22 protein-coding genes are annotated in these 23,495 nt (G+C 63.6%); 15 read left to right on the top strand and 7 right to left on the bottom strand.

The genetic code is table 11. The features are described from left to right. Positions 1 to 56: 56 nt before the first annotated feature. Positions 57 to 1,223: a glycerophosphodiester phosphodiesterase family protein gene (locus tag IVA95_RS05475; protein WP_247509602.1), complete on the bottom strand. Its 1,167-nt coding sequence runs from the start codon at positions 1,221 to 1,223 to the stop codon at positions 57 to 59. 316 nt (positions 1,224 to 1,539) lie between these two features. Between IVA95_RS05475 and IVA95_RS05470 the strand changes: the two genes are divergently transcribed. Both IVA95_RS05470 and IVA95_RS05465 read left to right on the top strand, forming a co-directional pair. Continuing rightward, positions 1,540 to 1,854, top strand: coding sequence for a hypothetical protein (locus IVA95_RS05470; protein ID WP_247509568.1), 315 nt, complete (start codon positions 1,540 to 1,542; stop codon positions 1,852 to 1,854). Between the two features lie 218 nt (positions 1,855 to 2,072). Further along, positions 2,073 to 2,408 (top strand): twin-arginine translocation signal domain-containing protein, encoded by a 336-nt coding sequence (locus IVA95_RS05465; protein WP_247509567.1) that lies wholly within the window; start codon positions 2,073 to 2,075, stop codon positions 2,406 to 2,408. Positions 2,409 to 2,483: 75 nt separating this feature from the next. Here the strand turns inward: IVA95_RS05465 and IVA95_RS05460 are convergent, their stop codons facing one another. From IVA95_RS05460 to IVA95_RS05450, 3 genes are all read right to left on the bottom strand, one after another. After that, a complete protein-coding gene (locus IVA95_RS05460; RefSeq protein WP_213245414.1) occupies positions 2,484 to 2,738 on the bottom strand; it encodes a hypothetical protein in 255 nt (84 codons plus the stop codon). Between the two features lie 83 nt (positions 2,739 to 2,821). Beyond that, the gene (locus IVA95_RS05455) at positions 2,822 to 3,832 is read right to left on the bottom strand and encodes an alpha/beta hydrolase (RefSeq protein WP_247509566.1); all 1,011 of its coding nucleotides are present in this window, start codon (positions 3,830 to 3,832) and stop codon (positions 2,822 to 2,824) included. Between the two features lie 134 nt (positions 3,833 to 3,966). After that, on the bottom strand, positions 3,967 to 4,671 hold the full coding sequence (locus IVA95_RS05450; protein WP_247509565.1) for a metalloregulator ArsR/SmtB family transcription factor: 705 nt from the start codon (positions 4,669 to 4,671) through the stop codon (positions 3,967 to 3,969). Between the two features lie 192 nt (positions 4,672 to 4,863). Here IVA95_RS05450 and IVA95_RS05445 point away from each other — a divergent pair, with 192 nt between their 5' ends. Together IVA95_RS05445 and IVA95_RS05440 are read left to right on the top strand one after the other, a co-directional pair. After that, a complete protein-coding gene (locus IVA95_RS05445; RefSeq protein WP_247509564.1) occupies positions 4,864 to 5,172 on the top strand; it encodes an NIPSNAP family protein in 309 nt (102 codons plus the stop codon). Positions 5,173 to 5,239: 67 nt separating this feature from the next. Continuing rightward, the gene (locus IVA95_RS05440) at positions 5,240 to 6,052 is read left to right on the top strand and encodes an isocitrate lyase/phosphoenolpyruvate mutase family protein (protein ID WP_247509563.1); all 813 of its coding nucleotides are present in this window, start codon (positions 5,240 to 5,242) and stop codon (positions 6,050 to 6,052) included. Between the two features lie 68 nt (positions 6,053 to 6,120). On the opposite strand, the gene IVA95_RS05435 is transcribed toward IVA95_RS05440, so the two are convergent. Next, on the bottom strand, positions 6,121 to 6,531 hold the full coding sequence (locus IVA95_RS05435; protein WP_247509562.1) for a hypothetical protein: 411 nt from the start codon (positions 6,529 to 6,531) through the stop codon (positions 6,121 to 6,123). A 195-nt stretch (positions 6,532 to 6,726) separates the two neighbouring features. Then, positions 6,727 to 7,953: a cytochrome c gene (locus IVA95_RS05430; protein ID WP_247509601.1), complete on the bottom strand. Its 1,227-nt coding sequence runs from the start codon at positions 7,951 to 7,953 to the stop codon at positions 6,727 to 6,729. Between the two features lie 286 nt (positions 7,954 to 8,239). Between IVA95_RS05430 and IVA95_RS05425 the strand changes: the two genes are divergently transcribed. The 9 genes from IVA95_RS05425 to IVA95_RS05385 all read left to right on the top strand — a co-directional run bounded on the left by IVA95_RS05425 (position 8,240) and on the right by IVA95_RS05385 (position 19,296). Next, complete coding sequence (locus tag IVA95_RS05425; RefSeq protein WP_247509561.1) at positions 8,240 to 11,746, top strand: indolepyruvate ferredoxin oxidoreductase family protein; 3,507 nt, start codon at positions 8,240 to 8,242, stop codon at positions 11,744 to 11,746. Positions 11,747 to 11,981: 235 nt separating this feature from the next. Further along, positions 11,982 to 12,962, top strand: coding sequence for a CorA family divalent cation transporter (locus IVA95_RS05420; RefSeq protein ID WP_247509560.1), 981 nt, complete (start codon positions 11,982 to 11,984; stop codon positions 12,960 to 12,962). A 226-nt stretch (positions 12,963 to 13,188) separates the two neighbouring features. Beyond that, on the top strand, positions 13,189 to 13,518 hold the full coding sequence (locus tag IVA95_RS05415) for a GcrA family cell cycle regulator (RefSeq protein ID WP_247509559.1): 330 nt from the start codon (positions 13,189 to 13,191) through the stop codon (positions 13,516 to 13,518). 241 nt (positions 13,519 to 13,759) lie between these two features. Beyond that, positions 13,760 to 14,911, top strand: a complete 1,152-nt coding sequence (locus IVA95_RS05410; RefSeq protein WP_247509558.1) for a thiolase domain-containing protein — start codon at positions 13,760 to 13,762, stop codon at positions 14,909 to 14,911. Continuing rightward, on the top strand, positions 14,911 to 15,300 hold the full coding sequence (locus IVA95_RS05405) for an OB-fold domain-containing protein (RefSeq protein WP_247509557.1): 390 nt from the start codon (positions 14,911 to 14,913) through the stop codon (positions 15,298 to 15,300). Before IVA95_RS05410 ends, IVA95_RS05405 begins: the two co-directional genes overlap by 1 nt. 209 nt (positions 15,301 to 15,509) lie before the next feature. Continuing rightward, positions 15,510 to 16,370 (top strand): MaoC/PaaZ C-terminal domain-containing protein, encoded by an 861-nt coding sequence (locus IVA95_RS05400; protein WP_247509556.1) that lies wholly within the window; start codon positions 15,510 to 15,512, stop codon positions 16,368 to 16,370. A gap of 154 nt (positions 16,371 to 16,524) precedes the next feature. Next, complete coding sequence (locus IVA95_RS05395; protein WP_213245393.1) at positions 16,525 to 17,403, top strand: SDR family oxidoreductase; 879 nt, start codon at positions 16,525 to 16,527, stop codon at positions 17,401 to 17,403. 131 nt (positions 17,404 to 17,534) lie between these two features. Then, complete coding sequence (locus IVA95_RS05390; protein WP_247509555.1) at positions 17,535 to 18,491, top strand: dihydrodipicolinate synthase family protein; 957 nt, start codon at positions 17,535 to 17,537, stop codon at positions 18,489 to 18,491. Positions 18,492 to 18,495: 4 nt separating this feature from the next. After that, the gene (locus tag IVA95_RS05385; protein WP_247509554.1) at positions 18,496 to 19,296 is read left to right on the top strand and encodes an NUDIX hydrolase; all 801 of its coding nucleotides are present in this window, start codon (positions 18,496 to 18,498) and stop codon (positions 19,294 to 19,296) included. A 111-nt stretch (positions 19,297 to 19,407) separates the two neighbouring features. On the opposite strand, the gene IVA95_RS05380 is transcribed toward IVA95_RS05385, so the two are convergent. Beyond that, positions 19,408 to 19,830, bottom strand: coding sequence for a nuclear transport factor 2 family protein (locus IVA95_RS05380; protein ID WP_247509553.1), 423 nt, complete (start codon positions 19,828 to 19,830; stop codon positions 19,408 to 19,410). Between the two features lie 83 nt (positions 19,831 to 19,913). Here IVA95_RS05380 and IVA95_RS05375 point away from each other — a divergent pair, with 83 nt between their 5' ends. Together IVA95_RS05375 and IVA95_RS05370 are read left to right on the top strand one after the other, a co-directional pair. Next, positions 19,914 to 20,702: an AraC family transcriptional regulator gene (locus IVA95_RS05375; protein ID WP_247509552.1), complete on the top strand. Its 789-nt coding sequence runs from the start codon at positions 19,914 to 19,916 to the stop codon at positions 20,700 to 20,702. A 102-nt stretch (positions 20,703 to 20,804) separates the two neighbouring features. Beyond that, positions 20,805 to 23,483 carry a PAS domain S-box protein gene (locus IVA95_RS05370; RefSeq protein WP_247509551.1) on the top strand — a complete coding sequence of 893 codons (2,679 nt, stop codon included), beginning with the start codon at positions 20,805 to 20,807 and terminating at the stop codon, positions 23,481 to 23,483. Positions 23,484 to 23,495: the final 12 nt, after the last annotated feature.

The raw sequence follows: 23,495 nt of genomic DNA, 5'->3' as shown, positions 1-23,495 counted from the left end.
AGCGGTGCAAGAATGGTGGGCACGGCCCCAACGCGCCTTTGCCCACCCTACGATTCTCACTTCATTCCCATGCAGCTCGCATAGAACGTCGTCGTCGCTGGCCAGTCCGAGAACATGCCGCGGATGCCGACCTGCTTGGCCAACACATCCAATACCGTCAGCGTATCGCCGTCGCGGTCGACCGCCGATTTGATCGACTTGTGATAGAAGCCGCCGCCCTTGTTGAGCGGGCCATCGCGTTCCAGCGACCAGCCGATCAGGTCGAGGCCTGCGGCCCTGGCGGCCTTGGCGTATTCGGAGGGGACGATTTCCTTCTTGTCGTTCAGCGTCAGCATGGTCCAGATCGGCGGGCCGAGGATTGCGACGCCCTGTGCCTTCAATTCCGCCATCGACGGTTTCCACGTCTCCGGTTTATTGGGATCGAGGCCCTGCTTTTCGTAGCGCTCTTCGAGATAGACCGCCTGTTTCGCGAATTCCGGCTCGGTCTTCACCCAGTGAAGCACGTCGGCGAGATTAAAACTTTGCGCGAACACGTCTGACGGCGGAATGCCGGCCTTCTTGTAGGCGTCCAGCATCTGGCTCGCATATTTCTCCTGAGTGTAATCGCCGTCGAACGGCATCGGCACCTCGGGCGCCTTCAGCTCGGGCGTAAACTTGGCGCCGAGACTTTTGATCAGCGCGATACTCTCGTCATGGGTCACCAGCGTGCCGGAATTGGCGTAGAGATCGGTGCGCCAGCGCGGCGTACCGTTCTGGTATTCCGCCGGCGTCTTGGCATCCGGATTGAAGCCGTCCATTTTCGCACTCAGCATCCGGAATTCGGCGAGCGTGATGTCGCTCGTGCAGCACTTTGCGGAGGCTTTCTTGCCGGTCGCGGGATCAGCCGGGCTGAAGGCTTGCGTGCATTTTGCGGCAAGCTCGGGCACGGTCAGGATGTTGGTCGTGGTGTGCAGGTCGCATTGCGAGTGGCGGCACACCAGTTGGCGGTCTTTCGTAAACGTCACGTCGCATTCGATGATGCCGGCGCCCATCCAGGCGGCGGCAATATAGGACTCCCTGGTATGCTCGGGAAATTCCAGCGCGGCGCCGCGATGGCCGATGGAAAAATCGGTCTTGCGAAACGGTCCGGTGCACTGGCTGAGCTGTTGCTTCAGCGGCCCGTCCTTCATCTTGTCGACGAGATAGAACGGTCGCGGTCCGATCTGCGGTTCGCGCGGCAGCATGATGTCCTCGGCCGCGGCGGGAAGGATCGCGGTCAACAGCCAGAGCGCTGAGAGGAGGGCGGAGCGATGGCGGATGGGCATGGGTGGCACCTCGGATAACGCATTGCGCGCAGCCTTGATATCACAGAGCATGTGACAGTTGCGTGTTGAAACGTGTGTAGGTGCGTAGGGTGGGCAAAGCCAACGGGTCGCGCGAACGCGCGCCCGATGACATGCTCCGCGTGCCCACCATCCTTCCAACACGCTGAATGAAATGGTGGGCACGGCGCTAACGCGCCTTTGCCCACCCTACAAGAAAGAATCCAGGGAGAAAAAAATGCCCGCAGCCTTTTTCGTCGTCCGCGCCACCGTGTCCGATCCCGCCAAGCGTCAGGCATTCGACGCCTGGTATTCGCGCGAGCATCTGCCGGATGCAATGAAATCGTTCGGCGCCGTGAAGGCGTGGCGCTATTGGAGCGCCACCGATCCGGCGCTGCACCAGGCGATGTATCAATTTCCGGACCAGGCGGCGCTCGATCGCGCGATGGAGGGGCCGGAGTTGAAGCGGCTGGTCGCCGATTTCAACCGCGATTGGCCCGACGTGACGCGAACGCGCGAGGTGCTGGTACTGGCGGAAGAGCTTGTGGCCTGAAAACGGCGACGTGTGCCTCGTCGAGCGAAAGCGGATCGTCACGCCTGCTCGACACAGAAAAGCCGCAGCAATGATAAGGGTGCCGCAACGCAACAGTGCCTGAAATAATGTGCATCGGCTCCTACTGGCGACAAAGCTGAACACGGAGTTCACCGCGCGTTCATCTCGGCACCTCGAAACTCTCTTTCTCGCACGCAGCAAACGGAGGAAGGGATGTGATGGAACGCCGACACTTTTTGAAACTCGCCTTTGGATTTGCTGCGGGCGGCGTCGCGCTTGCAGCGAGCGCGCAGGCCGCGCCGCTGATGCCGGCGCCGCTTGCCGACGACGACAAACTGCCCGCCAACAAGGATGCGCAGCCCGCCGTCACGTCAGGCGATGAGGTCGATCGCCTCTCGCCCGAAGAAGTGCGCTGGGGCCGCGGCCGTCGTCGCGGCTGGGGCCGAAGGCACTGGGGTTGGCGCCGCCGCCGCTGGCGCCGCAGGCACTGGGGCTGGCATCGCCGCCGTCGTTGGCGCCGCCGTTACTGGCGCCGTCGTCGTTACTACTGGTAAGCCGTCGTCGGGAATTGCTTGAGCAAGCCAAAAAAAAGCCCCGCGCGAGCGGGGCTTTCGTTGTTGTTGGAAATCTCAGTAAGCGCGGCAGCGTCCGTAGCGCCACACGGTGCCGTAGGGACACACGCGGCCGGGCCGCACAACCACGGTCCGAGCTGGAGGCCGCACCACGACGACCGGGGCCGCCGGCCGAACAACGACCCGGCGATTGGGTTGGCAGCCGCCATAGGGGCCGCGATGCCAGCCGGGCCCGCATCCCTGCGCGGCTTCCGCCGCGCTGAAGCTGGCAACCGTGCCCAGGGCCAAAACTGCTGCAAAAAGGTACTTCATGTTTTCTCCCGTTCTTGGCCGCAAGGCGGCACGTTTGCAACCTAGTCACGAACGCCTGAATGGAACATGAATGTCGTGATTTGTCATGGAGCTATGGCCAGAAATCCGAGCACCAGCTCGTCATATTTCGACGGCGCTTCCAAAAAGACCATGTGTCCGGTGTTCGGGATCACTTCGGCCCGGCCACGTGCCATCTTCGCGGCGAGCGCCTTGGCCAGTTCGGCGTTCTGTCCCATCTTCGCGCGCAGCGTGTCCGGCGCATTCGCTTTTCCCGGCGCATTGTGGTCGTCGGCGCCCATCACGAACAGCGTCGGCTGCGTGATCAGCGGGATCTCGTGCACGACCGGCTCGCGGTAGATCATCTGCCCCGAGCTGACGAACGCGCGCAGCCAGCGCGGATATTCGGCGCTGCCCTTGATGTTGAAGCGCGCATCGATGAAGGGCGTGATCTGTTCGGGCGGCAGTTTCAGGGCGTAGTTGGTTTCGAGCTGCTTGCGATATGCGTCCGCTGTGAGTTTATCTTCGTTCTCCAAAATCTTTTCGGTTGGCGTCGGCGGCACGTAGAGCCGATAATCCTCCAGCCCGATCGGAGCCGTCAGCACCAGATGCGCGATCCGATCAGGGTAGGCGCGCGCGATCCGCACCCCCAGCATGCTGCCGAGCGAATGGGCGACGATGTCGGCCTTGGCGATTTGCAAGTGATCGAGCAGCGCAACCGTGTTGCGCGCCAGCGTATCGAAATGCAGCTCGCCTTGCGGCTTCGACGATTTTCCGAAGCCGATCTGATCCGGCACGACGACGCGATAGCCGGCACCGCTCAAGGTCTTGATGATGGGCGCCCAGTAGCTCGACGGGAAATTGCGGCCGTGCAGCAGCACCACGCTGCGTCCGTTCGGCTGCGCGGGAGCTATGTCCATATAAGCCATCCGCACCTGCTCGCCGTCGTTGACCAGCGGCAGCATGTGGACGGGGTAGGGATAGGCAAAACCTTCGAGACCAATGCCATAGGGTTCGCGCGTCGCAGGCTCGGCCGCCTGCACGCAGGTAAGGCTGACGATGAAAATCGAAAAGCAGATGATGATCGCGCGTTGCATGACGGCCTCCGGCAGATGGGAAGCGGCCTTATTGATGCGATGAGGCAGCTTGGTAAAGCCGGCTCAGCTTCACATTTTGCGGAGATCAGGCCAGCCTCATCCGGGCTTCAAGGCCGCGCTGAAATCGCCACCGATCAGGTAATGCGTTGCTCGTTCCCAAACAGCGCCGCGAACCGCTTTTCGCCGGTGCGGGTAAAGTTCACGACGCGGCTGCCGGGCGCGGGATCGCGCGCCGCCCAGTTCAATTCGGTGAAACGGTTCATCACCGCAGCGCCCAGCGTGCCGGCGAGATGGTGCCGCCGTTCGCTCCAGTCGAGACAGGCCTTGCACACGGGACGGCGCGGGTGGGCGAGCATATCCGCGTCGATTTGCAGCGCCTCGGCCATGAAGCGCTTGCCCTCACCGGTGAGTTCGATCGATTGCTTGGTCTGGCGCACCAGTTTTTGCTTGCGCATGCTGTCGAGCATTTGCACGCCGAGATCGCCGGCCAGATGATCGTAGCAGATCCGCGCGCGCCGCAGCGCCGGCTCCTTCGGCCCGGTGCGCACGCGCGTGTGCCCGGCGCGCTCGGCAAGGCCCGCCAGTCCTTCGAGCACGCCCGCGACGTCGGGGCCGGTGAGGCGGTAATAGCGATGACGGCCCTGCTTCTCCGGCTCGATCAGCCCGCCGGCCTCGAGCTTGGAAAGATGCGAACTCGCGGTCTGCGGCGTGATGCCGGCCTGGTGCGCCAGCTCGCTCGCAGTCAGCGCGCGGCCGTCCATCAGTGCGGTCAGCATGTTGGCGCGGGCGGGATCGCCGACCAGGGAGGCGACCATGGCGATGTCGGGACCTGCTTTCATAGTTCGATGATAGCCGAAGCATCGACGTGAGGCAAGGCGCTATTCTCACAGCCGTCATTGCGAGGAGCGAAGCGACGACTTGTCCGCCGTAGCTTTAGCGAAGGCGGAAGCAATCCATTCCTCCGCTTGCGGCGCGATGGATTGCTTCGCTTGCGCTCGCAATGACGGAGAAAACCATCGGAGTGCCAACTAATGACCGTCACCGTCTTCATCCGTTACCAACTCGACCCGTTCAAGCGCGCCTTGTTCGAGCAGTATTCAAAGAACTGGCTCACCATCATTCCGAAATGCGGCGGCGATCTCCTCGGCTACTGGATGCCGCACGAGGGCACCAACAACATCGCCTTCGCGCTGATCTCGTTCGACAGCCTGGCGTCTTATGAAAGCTACCGCGCGCGGCTGCGTGCGGACGGCGAAGGCAAGGCCAATTTTGATTTCGCCGAGGAGAACAAGTTCATCCTCGCGGAGGAGCGGACGTTCCTGCGCAAGGTCGTGGCGTGAGGCGTCTGGCGGAGCAGACGCAGCGTTACTATGTAGGCGGCGCCAACAAACCGAGGGGAGCGAACCCATGCTGACATCTGCTGACAAACGCGCCGCATTCAGGAAGTTGCACGAGAGCGGATGCTTCATCATCCCCAACCCGTTTGACGTCGGCAGCGCGAAGGCGTTGCAGCATCTCGGCTTCAAGGCGCTGGCGTCCACCAGCGCCGGCTTCGCCTGGACCATAGGCAAGGCCGACAACCGCGTCACCGTCGATGACGTCTGCGCCCATCTCGCCGCGACCTCTGCGGCGGTCGAGATCCCCGTCAATGCCGATTTCGAGGACGGTTTTGCGCATGAGCCGGACAAGGTCGGCGCCAATGTCGCACGCGCCGTCACGACCGGCGTGGCAGGCCTGTCGATCGAGGATTTTACCGGCGACAACGCAAAGCCGCTGTTCGATCGCGCGTTGGCGGTCGATCGCATCCGCGCGGCGCGCCAGGCGATCGATGTCGACAATAGCGGCGTGCTGCTCACCGGCCGCTGCGAGGCGTTCCTGCGTGGGCAGAAGGATTTGAAGCTCGTCATCGACCGGCTCACCGCCTATGCCGAAGCCGGCGCCGATTGCCTCTACGCGCCCGGCATCGCGACGCCGGAAGAGATTTCGACCGTGGTGAAAGCGGTGCATCCAAAGCCGGTCAATCTCCTGGTCGGCGCGGCCGGCCCGTCGCTGCAGGCGGCTTCCGATCTCGGCGTGCGCCGCATCAGCGTCGGCGCTTCGCTGGCGCGGATGGCGTGGGCCGGCTTCATGAAGGCGTCAAAGGAGATGGTAGAGAAGGGCACCTTCGGCGAATTCGCCAACGGCTACTCGGGCGGCGAGCTCAACAAGATGTTCAGTTAACCGCGCAAGCGAGGCGCAAAAGAAAAGCAGCGGCGTTAAACCCGCTGCTTTGTTAGCGTGTGTCCACTCTACTGCTTAGCGCGGTCGACCTCCGTGCCAGTCGGGTTTTGTGACGGCGGCGTCGGGCGATTAGTCGCGGCGCCGGTGGTCGTTCCCGGTTCGGTATTCGCGCGCGGCGTTACGTCACGCATTCCCGGAGGTGCCGACGGATTGGCCGGCTGCGTCTGCGCGGTCTGGTTGGTCGACGAGGTACCGGCCTGCTGCACGGTGGTGTTGTTCAGGCCATAGAATAGCGCGCCGAGTACGAGCGCGATGGCAACGGCGAACATCGCGACCTTGCCTCCACTGGGCGGACCTTCGGACAGCGCGGGATCGGGCTGCAGCTCATTGTCGAGACTGTTAAGGCGGGCCTGACGGCGGACTTCTTCATCGCTCAGGCCGGCGCGGTAAGGATCGTTCGGATCGGGTTGGTATGCCATGAATGGGTTCCTCCGTTAGCATCCCGAAGTCAAGCATGAGGACAATGGCCGGCGTGCGCGGATGTTCCGCGCCAACGTTGCAACCCCGTAATGTTGGAACCAGTTCCCTAACAGGATTCCTATGCTTAAACGGTGGACTGTTCGCGCGCTTCGCATCGCCGGGAACGCTGCAGCGTCTCCAGGACACGCTTACTTCTACTTACGCCGCGCTTTCGCGACTTCCGCCGCCGTCACCAGCGGCGCGGCATTGCCCCAGGCATTGCGGATATAGTTGGTCACGTCGGCGACCTCCTGGTCGGTCCACTTCGCATAACCAGGCATCGATCCCTTGTTGGGCGCGCGCGGCGTCGTCACGGTCTCGGCGCCGTCGAGAATGATGCGCAGCGCAGAGGAGGCATCGGCCGATTGCAAATTGGCATTGCCGGGCAGCGGCGGATAAATCCGCGGCGCACCCGATCCGTCCGTTTCGTGGCAGGCGATGCAGGCGCCGGTGTAGAGCTTTTCGCCTGCGGCCATTTGCGAAGGCGAGGGCGGGGTGACCTTCGGCTCCGGTGCACCCGCCGGCAGGTCTTTCAAATAAACCGCGATGGCGCGGACATCCGCATCGCTCATCTTCGAGGTCGAGTTGATCACGACCTCCGACATCAGCTCGCCGGCATGGCTTTTGGCGTTGCGGCCGCTCTGCAGATATTCGGCGATATCTTCCACGCTCCAGGATTTCAGGCCGCTCCGCTCGGCGGCATCGAGCCGCGGCGCGAACATGCCCGCGACGCGCCCACCGCCATAAAGCTGGCCGCGCTTGTCCGCGCCGAGAAAGTTCTTCGGCGTATGGCAGGCGCCGCAATGGGCGACGCCCTCGACCAGATAGCGGCCGCGATTCCATTCCGCGCTCTTGGCCTGGTCCGGCATCAGGATGCCGGGCTTGAAGAACAGCCAGTTCCAGCCGCGCATGACGAAGCGGTAGTTGAACGGCCAGCGCAGCTCCGGCTCACGCGGTGCGTTTTTGACCGGCGTCAGCGTCGCCAGATAGGCGCGGATCGCAAGAATGTCCTGCCGCGTCAGTTTCGTAAAATTCGGATAGGGGAAGGCCGGGTAATAACGCGAGCCGTCCCGCGCCACGCCGAAGCGGAGCGCGCGGTAGAAATCGTCATCGCTCCACGCGCCGAGCCCGGTATCGCGATCCGGCGTCAGGTTGGGCGCGTAGATGCCGCCGAACTGGGTATCGATCCGCTTGCCGCCGGCGAACGGTTTTGCGGGATCGGCGGTGTGGCAGCTTGCGCAGTCTCCGGCTTCGGTCAGCGCCTTGCCGCGCGCGATGTCCTCAGGCGCCGGCTCGGGCCTTCGTTGCTCGCTGGACTGGGCATGTCCTTCGCCAACAGCGAACGCAGTGCACAAAAGCACGCCGGCAAGAATCGTCCGCATGATCCGGCGTAGTCCCTGCACCATCTGGCCTCCCAAGGCGTTATAGCGCGAAAGCGGATCGAGAGGGGGCGTCATGCCGTTTCGCGCCGAGGCTTCCGGACGACACAAACCGAAAAGGGCTGCCGCTCTTCCCGGCACGAAGTTGCGATCTTTGAAGGCACGGCTCAGAAGGCGAGATTAATGGTGCGCCCGCGGAAAAATTCGACATAGACTGGTTCTAATGAGTTCAGATGACTAGCTAAAAAAGCAGTCGTCGCGATCAAGGCTAAGGCCAAAGAGGGCTGCAATGGGAATCAACCAGGGTCCGATCAGTCTCGATCAGAAGTACACGCAAGGGTCCGGCCACATCTTCCTGACCGGCATCCAGGCGCTGGTCCGCCTGCCGATGGCGCAAATCCGCCGCGACCGCGCCGCGGGATTGAACACCGCTGGCTTCATTTCCGGCTACCGCGGCTCACCGCTCGGCGGCTATGACCAGCAGCTCTTCGCCGCCCGCAAGCACCTCGAACAATACAACATCAAGTTTCAGCCTGGCGTGAACGAGGACCTCGCCGCCACCGCGATCTGGGGTTCGCAGCAGCTCAATCTTTCGCCCGGCGCCAAATATGATGGCGTGGTCGGCATCTGGTACGGCAAGGGCCCCGGCGTCGACCGCTGCGGCGACGTGTTCCGGCACGGCAACACGGCCGGCTCGGCGAAGCACGGCGGCGTGCTCTGTCTCGCCGGCGACGATCACGGTGCGAAATCCTCGACCGTGCCGCATCAGTCGGACCACGCCTTCATCTCCGCGCTGATGCCTTACCTCTATCCTTCCAGCATCCATGAAATGATCGAGATGGGCCTGCTGGGCATCGCGATGTCGCGCTATTCCGGCTGCTGGGTCGGCATGAAGGTGATCACGGAGACGGTGGAGACCACCGCCGAGATCGACCTCACCGACGAGATGACCCCGTTCGCGATCCCGACCGATTTCGAGATGCCGCCGGGCGGCCTCAATCTGCGCTGGCCCGACGATCGCTATGCACAGGACCTGCGCCTGCAGGACTACAAGGGCTATGCGGCGATCGCCTTCGCCCGCGCCAACAAGATCAACCGCATCACCATGGATTCGCCGAATGCCCGCTACGGCATCATGGCGTCCGGCAAGAGCTACGAGGACATCCGTCAGGCGCTGCGCGAACTCGGCATCACTGAAGAGGTCGCGGCCAAGATCGGGCTCCGTCTCTACAAGATCGGCATGCCCTGGCCGCTGGAGCCGGAAGGCGTGCGCAATTTCGCCGTCGGCCTCGAGGAAATCTTCATCGTCGAAGAGCGCCGCGAGATCGTCGAGAACCAGGTCAAGCAGGAGCTGTTCAACTGGCGCGACGACGTCCGCCCGCGCATTGTCGGCAAGATGGACGACCACGACAAACGGTTTCTCACCTTCGCCGCTGAACTTTCTGTCGCCTCACTGGCGAGCTCACTGACCGAGCGGCTGCTTCGACTTAATCTCAATCCTGAAATCGCAGCGATGCTGCGCGCCAAGGCCGACTGGTTCAACGGCCGTCAGGCGACCCAGATGCAGGCGGTCGCCCCGGTCACCCGCACGCCGTATTTCTGCTCGGGCTGCCCCCACAACACCTCGACCAAGGTGCCGGAAGGCAGCCGCGCCTTCGCCGGCATCGGCTGTCACTTCATGGCGTTGTGGATGGACCGCAACACCGAGACCTACACCCATATGGGAGGCGAGGGCGTGCCGTGGGTCGGCGTCGCACCCTTCACCAAGGAAGAGCACGTCTTCGCCAATCTCGGCGACGGGACCTACTTCCATTCCGGCAGCCTCGCGATCCGTCAGGCGATCGCCTCGGGCGCCAACATCACCTACAAGATCCTCTATAACGACGCGACCGCGATGACCGGCGGCCAGCATGTCGACGGCGAATTGTCGCCGCAGCAGATCACCTTCCAGCTCCACTCGGAGGGCATCCGCAACATCTATCTGGTCTCGGAAAATCCTGACGCCTATCCGGCGTCCGAGATCGCGCCCGGCGTCAAGACGGCGCATCGCGACGAACTCGACGCTGTCCAGAGGGCCTGCCGCACGCTGAAGGGCACCTCGGCGATCGTCTTCGTGCAGACCTGCGCCGCCGAAAAGCGCCGCCGCCGCAAGCGCGGCCTGATGGAAGACCCCGCGCGCCGCGTCATGATCAATCCGGCTGTGTGCGAAGGCTGCGGCGACTGCTCGGTGCAGTCGAACTGCATTTCGGTAGAGCCGCTGGAAACCGAGATGGGCCGCAAGCGCACCATCAACCAGTCGACCTGCAACAAGGACTATTCCTGCCTCAAGGGCTTTTGCCCGTCCTTCGTCACCATCGACGGCGGCAAGCCGCGCCGCCGCGCGCCGGCAAGCCTTGATGGTACAGGTCTTGGCGATATCGGCGATCTGCCCGAGCCGCCCTCATTCCCCTCGCTGGAGCGGCCCTACAACATCGCGGTCGGCGGCGTCGGCGGCACCGGCGTGCTGACGATCGGCGCGCTGCTCGGCATGGCCGCGCATATCGAAGGCAAGGCCAGCATGATCCTCGACATGTCCGGCCTCGCGCAGAAGGGCGGCGCGGTGCTGAGTCATGTCCGTCTCTCGGAGCACACCGCCGACGTCACCTGTTCGCGCATCGTCACCGGCACCGCCGATCTGGTGATGGCCGCCGACGAGGTGGTGGCGGCCGCCAAGGACACCATCACGCTTTGCGAAGCCAGCCGCACCGTCGGCGTGATCAATACGCACGTGATTCCGACCGCCGACTTCATCCTCAACCGCGACTTCAACTTCCAGAGCCGCAAGGTCAACCACGTGCTGGAGACCGAACTGCGCAAGGACTCTTCTTTCTACGACTTCACCAAGCCCGCCGAGGCTCTCCTCGGTGACTCCATCGCCACCAACATCATGATGCTGGGCTACGCCTATCAGAAGGGGCTGCTGCCGCTGTCGGCGAAGGCTATTCTGCAGGCGATCGAGGTCAACGGCGTTTCGATCAAGATGAACACGCAGGCCTTCCAGCTCGGCCGTCTCGCCGCCGCCGATCCGGCGCGGCTTGAGGCCATGATGAAGGGGCAGGACGAGACGGTGGTCGCGAAGACGCTGGAGGCGATGACGCTCGACGAGGTCATCGCCCACCGCAGCGCATTCCTGACCGACTATCAAAATGCTGCGCTCGCCGAGCGCTATCGGGCTCTCGTGAAGCGCGTCCGCGATGCGGCGATCGATGGCGGCTATGGCGAGGCACTGCCGCGGGCGGTCGCGGTCAACTACGCAAAGCTGCTCGCCTACAAAGACGAGTACGAAGTTGCGCGGCTGTTTACCGATGGCCGTTTCGAAAAGCAGCTCCGCGACCAGTTCGAAGGCGACTTCAAGTTCAACTTCAATCTGGCGCCGCCGATCCTCGGCGGCGGCCTCGATGCGCTGGGACGGCCGAAGAAGCGCGCGTTCGGTGCGTGGATGATGCCCGTGTTCCGGACGCTGGCAAAATTGCGCTTCCTGCGCGGCACGCCGTTCGACATTTTTGGCTACAGCGCCGACCGCAAGCTCGAACGCGACCTGATTGTGGCTTACGAGAAGGACGTCGCCACCGTGCTCGGCGCGCTGTCGCCGATCACGCACGACACTGCCGTCGAACTCCTGTCCTTGCCCGACCGCATCCGCGGTTACGGTCCAATCAAGGAAAAGGCGGTCGCGGACGCCAATGCGCGCCACGCGCAACTCACCGCCGATCTCGCCAACCCGCCGCCGGCACCGCGCCAGTTGGCGGCGGAATGATCGCGTAGGGTGGGCAAAGGCGCACTTGCGCCGTGCCCACCATCTATACTCCGCTCGTGATGGTGGGCACGCTTCGCTTTGCACACCTACGAACGCTGCGTCCCGGGGACGAGCGGCCGGACGAATTGCCCGATTGAAATCAAGACCTTGTTTCCAGAGCTTCGATGGGGTAGTCGCCATCAGCTTGTCACTGCGTTGACGCATTGCCTGCTTCGCACCAGCAACGGGTTAGCAGATGGACCAGCCCCTAGCCGACATCGGCATCATCTCCGCCTATCGCTTTGCGGGCGACGGTTCCGCGACGAAGCTCGACGTCGCCAACCTCGATGCGGAACTCGCCGATCCGCACGGCTGGCTGTGGCTGCATTTCAATCTGTCCAACCGTCGCTGCCACGACTGGCTCGCCAGTGCGCCGCTGTCCGATGTTGCGCGCGAGACCTTGCTAGATGCCGACGAGCATATCCGCCTCGATATTTTCGACGAGGAGATCGCCGGCGTTTTGCCCGACCTGCACCAGGAGTTCATGCAGGAGGGCGACGATCTCCTGCGGGTGCACTTTGCGATCTCGTCGAAGCTGATGATCACCGCCCGGCGCAAGCCGCTGCGCGCGATCGAGCTGACACGGCGTGCGCTCGATAGCGGCCGCAAGTTTCCCACCCCGGTGTCGCTGTTCGATGCGATCGTCGACCAGTTCGCCGATGTGATCGGACGCTATTCGGCGAGCCTTGGCGACGAGCTCGACATCGTCGAGAATCATGTATTGCACGACGAGATCGACGATGAGCGATTGCGGCTCGGCCGCGTGCGCCTGCAGGCGATCCGCACGCGGCGGCAGCTGTCGCAGATCCGTGCGTTGTTTCATCGCCTGGAGACGCGCGAGGACGTCGAATCGGAAACCCTGCTATCGGCGATGCGCAAGCTTGCGCAGAAGTTCGACGCGCTCGACTACGAGTTCAGCGCGATCTATGAGCGCGCGCGGCTGCTGCAGGACGAGATCGCCGGCCGCATGACGGCGATCACCAACCGTCGCCTGTTCACGCTATCGGTCCTGACCGCGTGCATGCTGCCTTCGACGCTGGTCACCGGCTTCTTCGGCATGAACACCAAGGACATGCCATTCCAGACCGGCGACGGCGGCACCTGGTATGCGCTTCTGCTGGTGATCGCCGCGGGAGCACTGACGTGGTGGCTGCTTAGGCGGACCAAGGCCTTGTAGGCCGATCATGGTGTGACAGGAGCCTCGGCCGGCATGCCCGCGAAGCAGGCATCGAGCAGGCCATCGAGGTCAACGGCGTCGCGATCAAGATGAATACGCAAGGCTTTCAGCTCGGCCGTCTCGCACTCCGATCAACGACGCGGCATTAACGACGAGATGATCTCCTCGCTGAAGCAACGTGAGCAACGACTAGCCTGTCGCTCGCAGTCGATGTATAATCATCTCCATGGGTTGGGATGCGAACGACGTAGCACTGCTCAAAAAACTCTGGGCCGATGGCCACAGCGCCGGCCAGATCGCAAATCGGCTGGGCCTTAGCCGCAATGCCGTGAGCGCCAAGTTGAAGCGCATGGGCCAGAAGCGCGGTCGTAAGCCGCCGACCGCGAGCCCCAAGATCGTGTCGGTGCCGAAGCGAGCGGTGGCGCCGCTGGCGGCCTGTGCCCGCCCGGCGGACAAGGTCATGTCGCCGCGCAAGCCGGCAGCAACGCAGCCCAAGGAATTCACCAAGCGTCAGCTTTACGCGATGCTGGTCGATGCGGTCCGGAATACCGGCTGACGCTTGCCGACTCGCCGGTCGGCAATCAGCAGGCGCCGGCCGCGCCGCGAGAACGCGGCGTCGTGAAACGTCAAGCCGAACGGCGGACAGGCGTTCCGGCCTGATAAGATTTCCGCCGATAATCATCCCGACTTGAGTCCAGTCGCTACCCTCTCGCCCGGCGGAATATTTCCGCGCTTGCCAAGGTCCGCCCGACAGGCCAGAAAACTTTCGGAAAGAAGAAACGCCAACGGAGAACGATTTGACCATCAAAGGCAAAGCCTACATTGCCGGGATCTATGAGCATCCCACCCGGCACGCACCGGATAAATCAACTGCACAGTTGCACGCCGAGGTCGCCAAGGGGGCGATTGAGGATGCGGGCCTCACCAAAGCCGATATCGACGGTTATTTCCTCGCCGGCGACGCGCCGGGCGGCCTCTGGCCGATGGTCGATTACCTCGGGCTCAACAAGGTGCGCCACGTCGATTCCACCGAGACCGGCGGCTGTTCCTATTTGATCCATCTCGGCCACGCCGCCGAAGCGATCGCGGCGGGCAAATGCTCGGTCGCGCTGGTCACCCTCGCCGGCAAGCCGCGCACCGGGGTGATGCCGCCGCGCGCAGCGGGCGCGGAGGCTGATTTCGAGGCGGCCTATGGCGCCACCACCCACAATGCCTACGGCATGTGTGCCATGCGCCATATGCACGACTACGGCACCACCAGCGAACAGCTCGCCTGGATCAAGGTCGCGGCCTCCCATCACGCCCAGTACAATCCGCATGCGATGCTCAAGGATGTCGTCACCGTCGAGGACGTCATCAACTCGCCGATGATCTCGGACCCGCTGCACCGGATGGATTGCTGCGTCGTCACCGATGGCGGCGGCGCTATGATCGTGACCACGCCGGAAATCGCGAAAAGCCTGAAGAAGCCGCTGGTGCGGTTGATTGGTCATGGCGAGGCGATGAAAGGTCCGCGCGGCGGCAAGGATCTCGATCTGACTTATTCCGCCGGCGTCTGGTCCGGCCCGCGCGCCTTCGAGGAAGCCGGCGTCACGCCGAAGGATATCAAGTACGCTTCGATCTATGACAGCTTCACCATCACGGTGCTGATGCAGCTCGAAGACCTCGGCTTCTGCAAGAAGGGCGAGGGCGGCAAGTTCGTCGCCGACGGCAATTTGATCTCCGGTGTCGGCAAGCTGCCGTTCAACACCGACGGCGGCGGCCTCTGCAGCAACCACCCCGTCAATCGCGGCGGCATGACGAAAATCCTGGAAGCCGTCCGCCAATTGCGCGGCGAAGCCCATCCGAAGGTGCAAGTGCCGAACTGCGATCTTGCGATCGCCCACGGCACCGGCGGTCTTCTCGGCGTGCGTCATGCCGCCTCAACCTGCATTCTGGAGCGCGTGTGATGGCTGAAACGAAAAAATATCCGGCGCCGGTGACCAATCCGGAAACCGCGCCGTTCTGGGAAGCGGCCAAGACCGGCAAGTTCATGATCAAGCGCTGCACGGCTTGCGGCGAGGCGCACTATTTCCCGCGCTCGATCTGCCCGTTCTGTTTTTCGGACAAGACGGTGTGGGAGGAAGCGTCCGGCGAGGCGACGGTTTACACCTACAGCCTGATGCGCAAATCGCCGACTGGTCCTTACGCGATCGCCTATGTCACGCTGAAGGAAGGCCCCTCGCTGCAGACCAACATCGTCGACTGCGATCTGGAGAAGATCAAGATCGGCCAGACGGTGAAGCTGGTGTGGAAGCCGACCGAAGGCGCCCCACTGCCGTTCTTCACGGCGGCGTAGCCTAAAAAGTACCTTCCCCCCTTGCGGGGGAAGGTGGCAGCGAAGCTGCCGGAAGAGGGGTGTCTCTCCGCGCAAGAGATGTATCTGCGGAGACAACCCCTCTCCCAAGGGAGCTTGCGGCTGGCGCCGTCGCGGCCCTCTCCCGCAAGGGGAGAGGGCGCATCAATTGGCAGCGCCAAGGAACAAGATTTCGGGAGAGGACGACGGCGATGCCGATCAACTACGAACAGCTCATGGCCCTGAAAAATCTAGGCCAGAAATACGCCTATACCGACCGCGAGGTGATGCTCTACGCTTACGGCATCGGCATGGGCGCCGATCCGATGGATGAGAACGAACTGGCTTTCGTCAACGAGGGGACGCTGACGCCGCGTCCTCTGAAGGTCGTGCCGACCTTCGCCTCGGTGGCGGCCTGGGGCGCTGGGCCCGGTGAAATGAACCTCAACCGCGTGATGGTGGTCGACGGCGAGCGCGACATTACCTTCCACAAGCCGCTGCCGAGCGCGGCCAAGATCACCGCCGACTCGACCGTGCTCGACGTCTTTGACAAGGGCAAGGACAAGGGCGCCGTTATCCGGCACCAGACCGTGCTGAAGGACGAGAACGGCGAGAAGCTGGCGACGCTGGTTGCCTCGCGGTTCGCGCGCGGCGACGGCGGCTTTGGCGGCCCGTCCGAAGGCCAGCCCGAGCCGCACAAGGTTCCGAACCGCGCGCCGGACAGGATCGTCGATATCACGACGCGCCCGGACCAGGCGCTGGTCTATCGTCTGTGCGGCGACCGCAACCCGCTGCACTCAGATCCCGAGTTTGCGAAGAAGGCCGGCTTTCCGCGGCCGATCCTGCACGGCATGTGCACCTACGGCATCACCTGCCGCGGCGTGCTGCAGACCTACGCCGATTACGATCCGTCCGCCTTCAAGCAGCACGTCGCGCGGTTTTCCTCGCCGGTCTATCCCGGCGAGACCGTGACGATGGAGATGTGGAAGGACGGCAACGTGATCTCGTTCGAAGCCAAGGTGAAGGCGAGGGGCGTTACCGTCATCAAGAGCGGCAAGGCGGTGCTGGGCTAGATCTCGTGCCCGGACGCAGCGCAGCACGTAGTGATGCGCTGCAGAGCCGGGGCCATTGGCCGGGTGGGTGCTGGGTCCCGGCTCCGCGACGCAGCGTTGCACGCTGCATCGCGTTCGGGACACGAAAGCGAGAAGATGTAAGGGAGAACACACCATGGGATTGCTCGACGGCAAAGTTGCCATCATCACTGGTGCAGGCGGCGGGCTCGGGGAGGCCTACGCCAAACTGTTTGCGCGCGAGGGCGCAGCGGTCGTGGTCAACGACCTCGGCGGTCCCCGCGACGGCTCTGGTGCCGACGTCTCGATGGCGCAGAAGGTAGTCAACGCCATCAAGGAAGAGGGCGGCCGCGCCGTCGCCAATGGCGCCGACATCTCGACCATGGCCGGCGGGCAGTCGGTGTTCGACGACGCCATCAAGAATTTCGGCCGCGCCGATATCCTGGTCAACAACGCCGGTATCCTGCTCGACGAGACTTTTGCCAAGGCCAAGGAGGCCAATTGGGACAAGGTGATCAGGGTGCACCTCAAGGGCACCTTCTGCTGCACCCAGCCGGTGTTCAAATGGATGCGCGAGAACGGCGGCGGCGTCATCGTCAACACCTCCTCGACCTCGGGCCTGATCGGCAATTTCGGCCAGACCAATTATGGCGCCGCCAAGGGCGGTATCTGGGGACTGTCGAACGTGCTGGCAATCGAGGGCCGCAAGTACAACATCCGGGTCTGGACGCTGGCACCGGGCGCGCTGACCCGCATGACCGCAGACCTGCCGCGCTATAAAGAGAACCCCGGCGCCGCGCTCGGCCCCGATGGCATCGCGCCGGCCGTGCTATACATGGTCAGCGACTTGTCGGGCGACCAGACCGGCAAGGTGCTCGGCGTCTCCGGCCCGCGCGGGGTGCGGGAGATGCGGATGATGGAAATGGAAGGCTGGAAACCGCCGTTCACGGGCTGGAAGGCCGAGGACATCGTGACCCACGCCAAGGAGATCTTCTTCTCCGAGGAACAGATCAAAATGGGCGCGCGAAGGTTTTGAGTTAAACGTCATTCCGGGATGGTCCGAAGGACCAGACCCGGAATCTCGAGATTCTCAGATGCGCAATTGCGCATCATAGTTCGATGCTTCGCATCGCCCCGGAATGACGATGGAGAAGGATAAGGTTCCAAATGACAAAGCTCACCGCCCAGGCCGCCGGCACCTTTGCGATTGCGCCGACACCGTTCCACGACGATGGCCGGATCGACGAGAAATCCATCGATCGCCTGACCGACTTCTACGCCGGAGTCGGCTGCGACGGCGTCACTGTGCTCGGCATTTTGGGTGAGGCGCCGAAGCTCGACGCAACGGAAGCGGAGCAGGTGGCCATCCGCTTCGTCAAGCGCGCCAAAAACATGCAGATCATTGTCGGCGTCTCCGCGCCGGGCTTCGCTTCGATGCGCTCGCTGGCGAAAGCGTCAATGGATGCCGGCGCCGCGGGCGTCATGATCGCGCCGCCGCCGCATTTGCGCACTGACGACCAGATCACGGGCTATTTCAAGCAGGCTCAGGAAGCGATCGGCAACGAGATTCCGTGGGTGCTGCAAGACTATCCGCTGACGCTCAACGTCATCTTCACGCCCGCCGTGATCCGCAAGATCGTGATGGATTCGCCGTCCTGCGTCATGCTCAAGCACGAGGACTGGCCGGGCCTGGAAAAGATCTCGACCCTGCGCAACTTCCAGAAGGATGGCTCGCTGCGGCCGCTGTCCATCCTGGTCGGCAATGGCGGGCTGTTCCTCGATTTCGAAATGGAGCGCGGCGCCGACGGCGCCATGACCGGCTACGCTTTCCCCGAACTGCTCATTGATGTGGTCAAGCTATCAAAGGCCGGCAAGCGCGATGCCGCCCACGATTTGTTCGACGCGCATCTGCCGCTGATCCGTTACGAGCAGCAGCCCGGCGCGGGCTTGTCGGTGCGCAAATACGTGCTGCAGAAGCGCGGCATCATTTCGTCCAGTGCCCAGCGCAAGCCCGGCGCGACGATCACGGCAACCGCGAAGGCTGAAGTCGATTATCTGTTGTCGCGGGTGGCGCGCGTCGACCGCCGCGCCAATTTGCAACCGCAATCCAGCGCGGCGGAGTAGTCGGATGGCCGAAATCGTCGCCCCGCGCCCCGCATCCACGATCCTGCTGCTGCGCGACAGCGCTGACGCCAAGGAAATCGAAGTGTTCATGATGGTTCGCCATTATGAAATCGACTTCAATTCCGGCGCGCTGGTGTTTCCCGGCGGCAGTGTCGACAAGGGCGACAAGGAGATCATCACGCGGCCCGAACTCTATTCGGGAGGCGAGGGGCTCGACGAAGCAACGCTGAGCTTTCGGATTGCCGCGGTCCGCGAAACGTTTGAAGAAAGCGGCATCCTGCTGGCGCGGCCAAACGGCTCGCGGGCGCTGGTCGATGCCAAGCGTGCGAGCGAGATCGAAGCGGCACATCGCGCCGACCTCTGCGACGGCAAGATCACGTTCCTCAAGGTACTGACCGACAACGGCATGGTGCTGGCGCTCGACGAACTCGTTCCCTACGCGCACTGGATCACGCCGGAGGGGATGCCCAAGCGGTTCGACACCTGGTTCTTCCTCGCCGCCGCACCGCCGGAGCAGGTCGGCGCCCATGACGGCAGGGAATCCACCGACTCGATCTGGGTCTCGCCGCGCGAGGCGCTGGAGGGCGGCGAGAGCGGGCGCTTCAAGCTGCCGTTCCCGACCACCCGCAACCTGATCAAGCTCGGCAAGCATGCCAGCGTGAAAGCCGCGCTCGATGACTCCAGGGGCAAATCCGTCGTCACCGTGACGCCGGTGATGACCAGGAACAATGGCGGCCGGCAGCTCCGCATCCCGCTCGAGGCCGGCTATGACGGCGAGGTGTTCGAGGTCGGCTCCGTCGGCTGACACAGTTCGACATGTAAGGAAGTATGTTTGCACGCCCGCGCTGTAGATTGCCCTTCTACAGCAATCGAGAGTGGGATCGGCGCCGCATCGAAGAAGCAATCCGCGACCGCTTCATGTGAGGAAGGCATCGACCAGCGCCTGGTCCTGGTCGTAGACCCAGCATTCCGCCAGCAGTCCGTCCCGCACGGCGTACACCAGCAGGCGCTCCACTTCGGCCGTCCTGCCGTCGCGCTCAAAGCGTTCTCGAACCAGCAGTGCGCCGCGTTCGGGACCGGCCATGACGTCGACGATCGCGAGCAGCTTGCGATTGGTGCGCCTTGTGACCTCGGCCAGGACGCCGAGCGAGGCGGCCTTGCCCGAGTGGTCGCCGGCGAGCGGGTTGCGGCCGAAATAATGCAGCGTGAAGTCGTCGTGATAGCAGGCGGTAAGCGCAGCGCGGTCGCCTGCGAGCCATGCCGCGGCATAGCGGCCGACGGCCTGCCGCGTGTGCTCGATTGCGGCTTGGTCCTCGATTCCGGATCGATTATTTGCCATTGTCCTCAACTCGCTGATCTCCGGCATCTCCGAGACTAGACCGGCCGGACCAGGCGGGCTTTCAGAAACTGGCTATTGGCGCAATGACAGCAGCGAAACTGATCGGGTGGGGCGCTCGCGTGCTGTATCTGGGCCCGGCCTTCGGGTTGACGCCGCACCGGAATGCGACTGCCGTTCTTGCCATCGGGCTCGATGGACCGCTGGAGGTCGCCGACGATCCCGGGGATCGCATGACGCGGTATCGCGTGGCCCGCAGCGTGCTGATCCTGCCCAACAGCCTTCATCATCTGCGCATCGAACGGGGCCGGATGGCATTCCTCTACGTCGATCCGCTAGGGCGCGATCTTCGCGCGCTGATCGCCCGGATGACGGAACCGACGCCGTGCGGGGCCTTCGAGCTGAGGGAGGAGGCCGCCGTGATCGACGTGATGACGAAGCTGGCGGAAGGCCGCATCTGCCGACAAGAGGGCCGCACTTCGCTTGGTGAGTTGCTGGGCGTCGGGACGCACAAGCGAGCCACGACGCGGATTGCCGAAGCGCTGCGGCATATGCGGGACGAGCCGCACCTTGCCCACCGGCTGACCACGCTGGCGACCCGGGCCGGCCTTTCGCCGTCCCGATTTCTGCATCTGTTCAAGGCGGAGACGGGGGTGCCGCTGCGGCGCTACCGCATCTGGAATCGCATGGGCGCGGCCGTCCGCGCCTGTGGCGAGGGCGCATCCTTGACGGAGGCCGCCCATGCTGCCGGATTCGCAAGCTCGTCACACTTTTCCAGCGCATTTCGCGAGATGTTCGGCATGATGCCGTCGGACTTGGCGAAGGCCCCTGCAAGCAGGGGCGGACTGACCCCGGCCAACGGCTCGGCCGCGTAACAATCCAGCTCATATCCCGCTATTAACCACTCGCCGGCATGTTCCCCACGGCCCAAAATCCATCGTATATTGCGCCCCGACAGGAGCCCGGCCCCGACCCACATGACCGCTGAAACGCCGCCGAATTCGCCACCGCGATCGTTCTCGCTTTCGATCGGTCAACTGACATTCGGCAGTTTCATGCTGGTGCTGGCGGTGATCATCATCACCTCGACTGCCAGCGTGATTGCCATCCGCCACATCGATGCGACCTTTGCCGAGCTGCAGCGGCTGCAGAGCGTTGGCGATCTGGCCGAGGATATTGATCGCCGCATGAACGAATTGCGGCTGGCGGCGCGGGATTTCGTCACTGATCGCGGCAACCAGTCGCTCCAGGTGGGCGAGGCCGCCAACGCGCTCGGCGAAATCTTGAAGAAGACGCGGCTGGAGCTAGCGCCAGAGCAGCAGGACATGATCGACGGCGTCACCGAGCGCCTGGCAACCTACCGCACCGGCATCGAGCGGATTTCCGCGCTGATCAACCGCCGCGCCGAGATGATCGTCGCGTTGCCGCCCTTGCGCGAAGAATTCGATGCGGCCATCGTCGAGGCGTCCGATCCCCACCTTGCGATGGCCCTGGCTCAGACCCAGAGCCGGATCGCCTCGGCGTTGCTGGCGCACAACCCTTCGGCTGCCGAACAGGCTGCCGAAAGCATGCGCTCGATGACGATTGCGGACCCAAAGCTGCGCGCGATCGTTGACGATTATGCGCTGGCGATCGTCAACATATCGATCCGCGAACGGCAGATATCCGACATAGATAGAGAAGTGCTCGGGGCGGAGGGCCGCCTGATCCAGCGCGTCACCGAATTGTTGCGCGACGTCAGCGAGCGGCGGGGGCGCGTCCTCTCACGCGATTTTGCGAGGACCCTGACGGAAGCGAAATGGCAGAGCATCGTTCTCGGCACCGCCGGCGTCCTTATCGGATTGTTTGCGTCGCTGCTGGTGGTTCGGCGCACCGTGCGTCCGCTCGCCGCGATTGCAAGTTCGATCCGAGCGGTGTCCGGCGGCGAGAAGAACGCCTCGATCCCGGCGACCGACGTGGACAACGAGATCGGCGACATTGCCCGCGCCGCCGAAGTATTCCGGCAGACGCTGGTCGATGCTGACACTGCGCGCGAGGCCGCGGTGCGTGCGCTCGCCGAACAGCGGCTTGCGGAGGAAAGCTACCGCAAGCTGTTCGAGTCCTCGGTCGACGGAATTTACGTCACGACGCCCGGCGGCGCGCTGCTGAACGCCAACCCGGCGCTGGCGCGGATGATGGGCTATGCCACGCCGCAGGATCTGATCAACGGCATCGGCGACATCGCGGATACCGTTTACGTTCAACCCGAAGCGCGGACGGAATATCAGCGGCTGATGCAGCGCGACGGCATGGTGCGTGAATACGAGTACCAGGTTCGCACGCGCAACGGCTCGGTGCTGTGGCTGTCCGACAGCGCGAGTGCTGTGCACAACGAGGCCGGCATTGTCGTCCGCTACGAAGGAACGGTGCGCGACATCACCGACCAGAAGCGCGCCGAGGATGCAATCGCCGAAGGCCGCCGCTTGCTGCAAATGGTGATCGACACCGTACCTGCAGTCATCAACGTCAAGGACAAGCAGCTCCGCTACGTCCTGATGAACCGCTATATGGCCGGCATTTTCGGAGTCGAGCCGGGGGATGCGATCGGCCGCACCACCGCCGAGTTGATGTCGCGCTACGGCGCGGAAAAGACCGACGAGCCCGACAAGCGGGTTCTGGCGGCCGGCAAGGAGCTCGGCTTCTATGAGGAAGAATACAAGGATGCGTCCGGCCATATGCGGCAATGGCTGGTCAATAAGCTGCCGATCCTGGATGCGGCCGGCGAAATCGAGAATATCGTCACCGTCGCGCTCGACATCGGGGAGCGCAAGCGCGTCGAATCCGAGATGCGCAAGGCCAAGGATGCGGCGGAGGGAGCGCTACGAAACCTGCGCGAGACGCAGAATTCGCTGATCGAGGCGGAAAAGCTCGCCGCGTTGGGACGGCTGGTGGCCGGCGTAGCCCACGAGGTCAACAATCCCGTCGGCATCAGCCTGACGGTGGCGTCCGCGCTGGAGCGCAAAACGTCAAACTTCGCGGCAGAGGTCGCCCGTGGCGAGCTGCGGCGGTCCAGCCTCAACGATTTTCTCCAGACCAGCCGGGATGCATCGTCCCAACTCGTCGCCAATCTCAACCGCGCCGCCGAACTGATCCAGTCGTTCAAGCAAGTTGCCGCCGATCGCAACTATTCGGACCAGCGCACCTTCGATCTCGGCGACCTCACCGAGCAGGTGGTGATGTCCTTGCGGCCGGGCCTGCGCAAGCACAATCTCACGCTCAACGTCGAGTGCCAGCCCAACCTGATGATGAACAGCTATCCCGGACCGTACGGGCAGGTGCTTACCAACCTGTTCCTCAATTCGGTGGCCCATGCCTTCCCGGACGGCAAGCCTGGCACGGTCGATATCCAGGTGCGGGAGTCCGGCAAGGACAATGTCGAGATCATCTTTTCCGACAATGGATGCGGCATGAGCCTCGACGTCCGCCGCCGCGCCTTCGATCCGTTCTTCACCACGCGGCGCGATCAGGGCGGCACCGGGCTGGGCCTTCACATCGTCTACAGCATCGTCACGACCCGCCTCGGCGGACGGCTCGACCTCGATTCGCAGCCGGGCGGTGGCACGCGCATTCAGATGATCCTGCCGCGCACAGCTCCGCTGGAGCAGGCAGCGGAATAGGCGCGCGCTCGG

Origin of the sequence: Bradyrhizobium sp. 157 (genome assembly GCF_023073815.1) — a bacterium.
Taxonomy (GTDB): Bacteria; Pseudomonadota; Alphaproteobacteria; order Rhizobiales; family Xanthobacteraceae; genus Bradyrhizobium.
The sequence above is the reverse complement of the archived record's forward strand: the minus strand, read 5'-3'. Positions and strand labels throughout refer to the sequence as shown.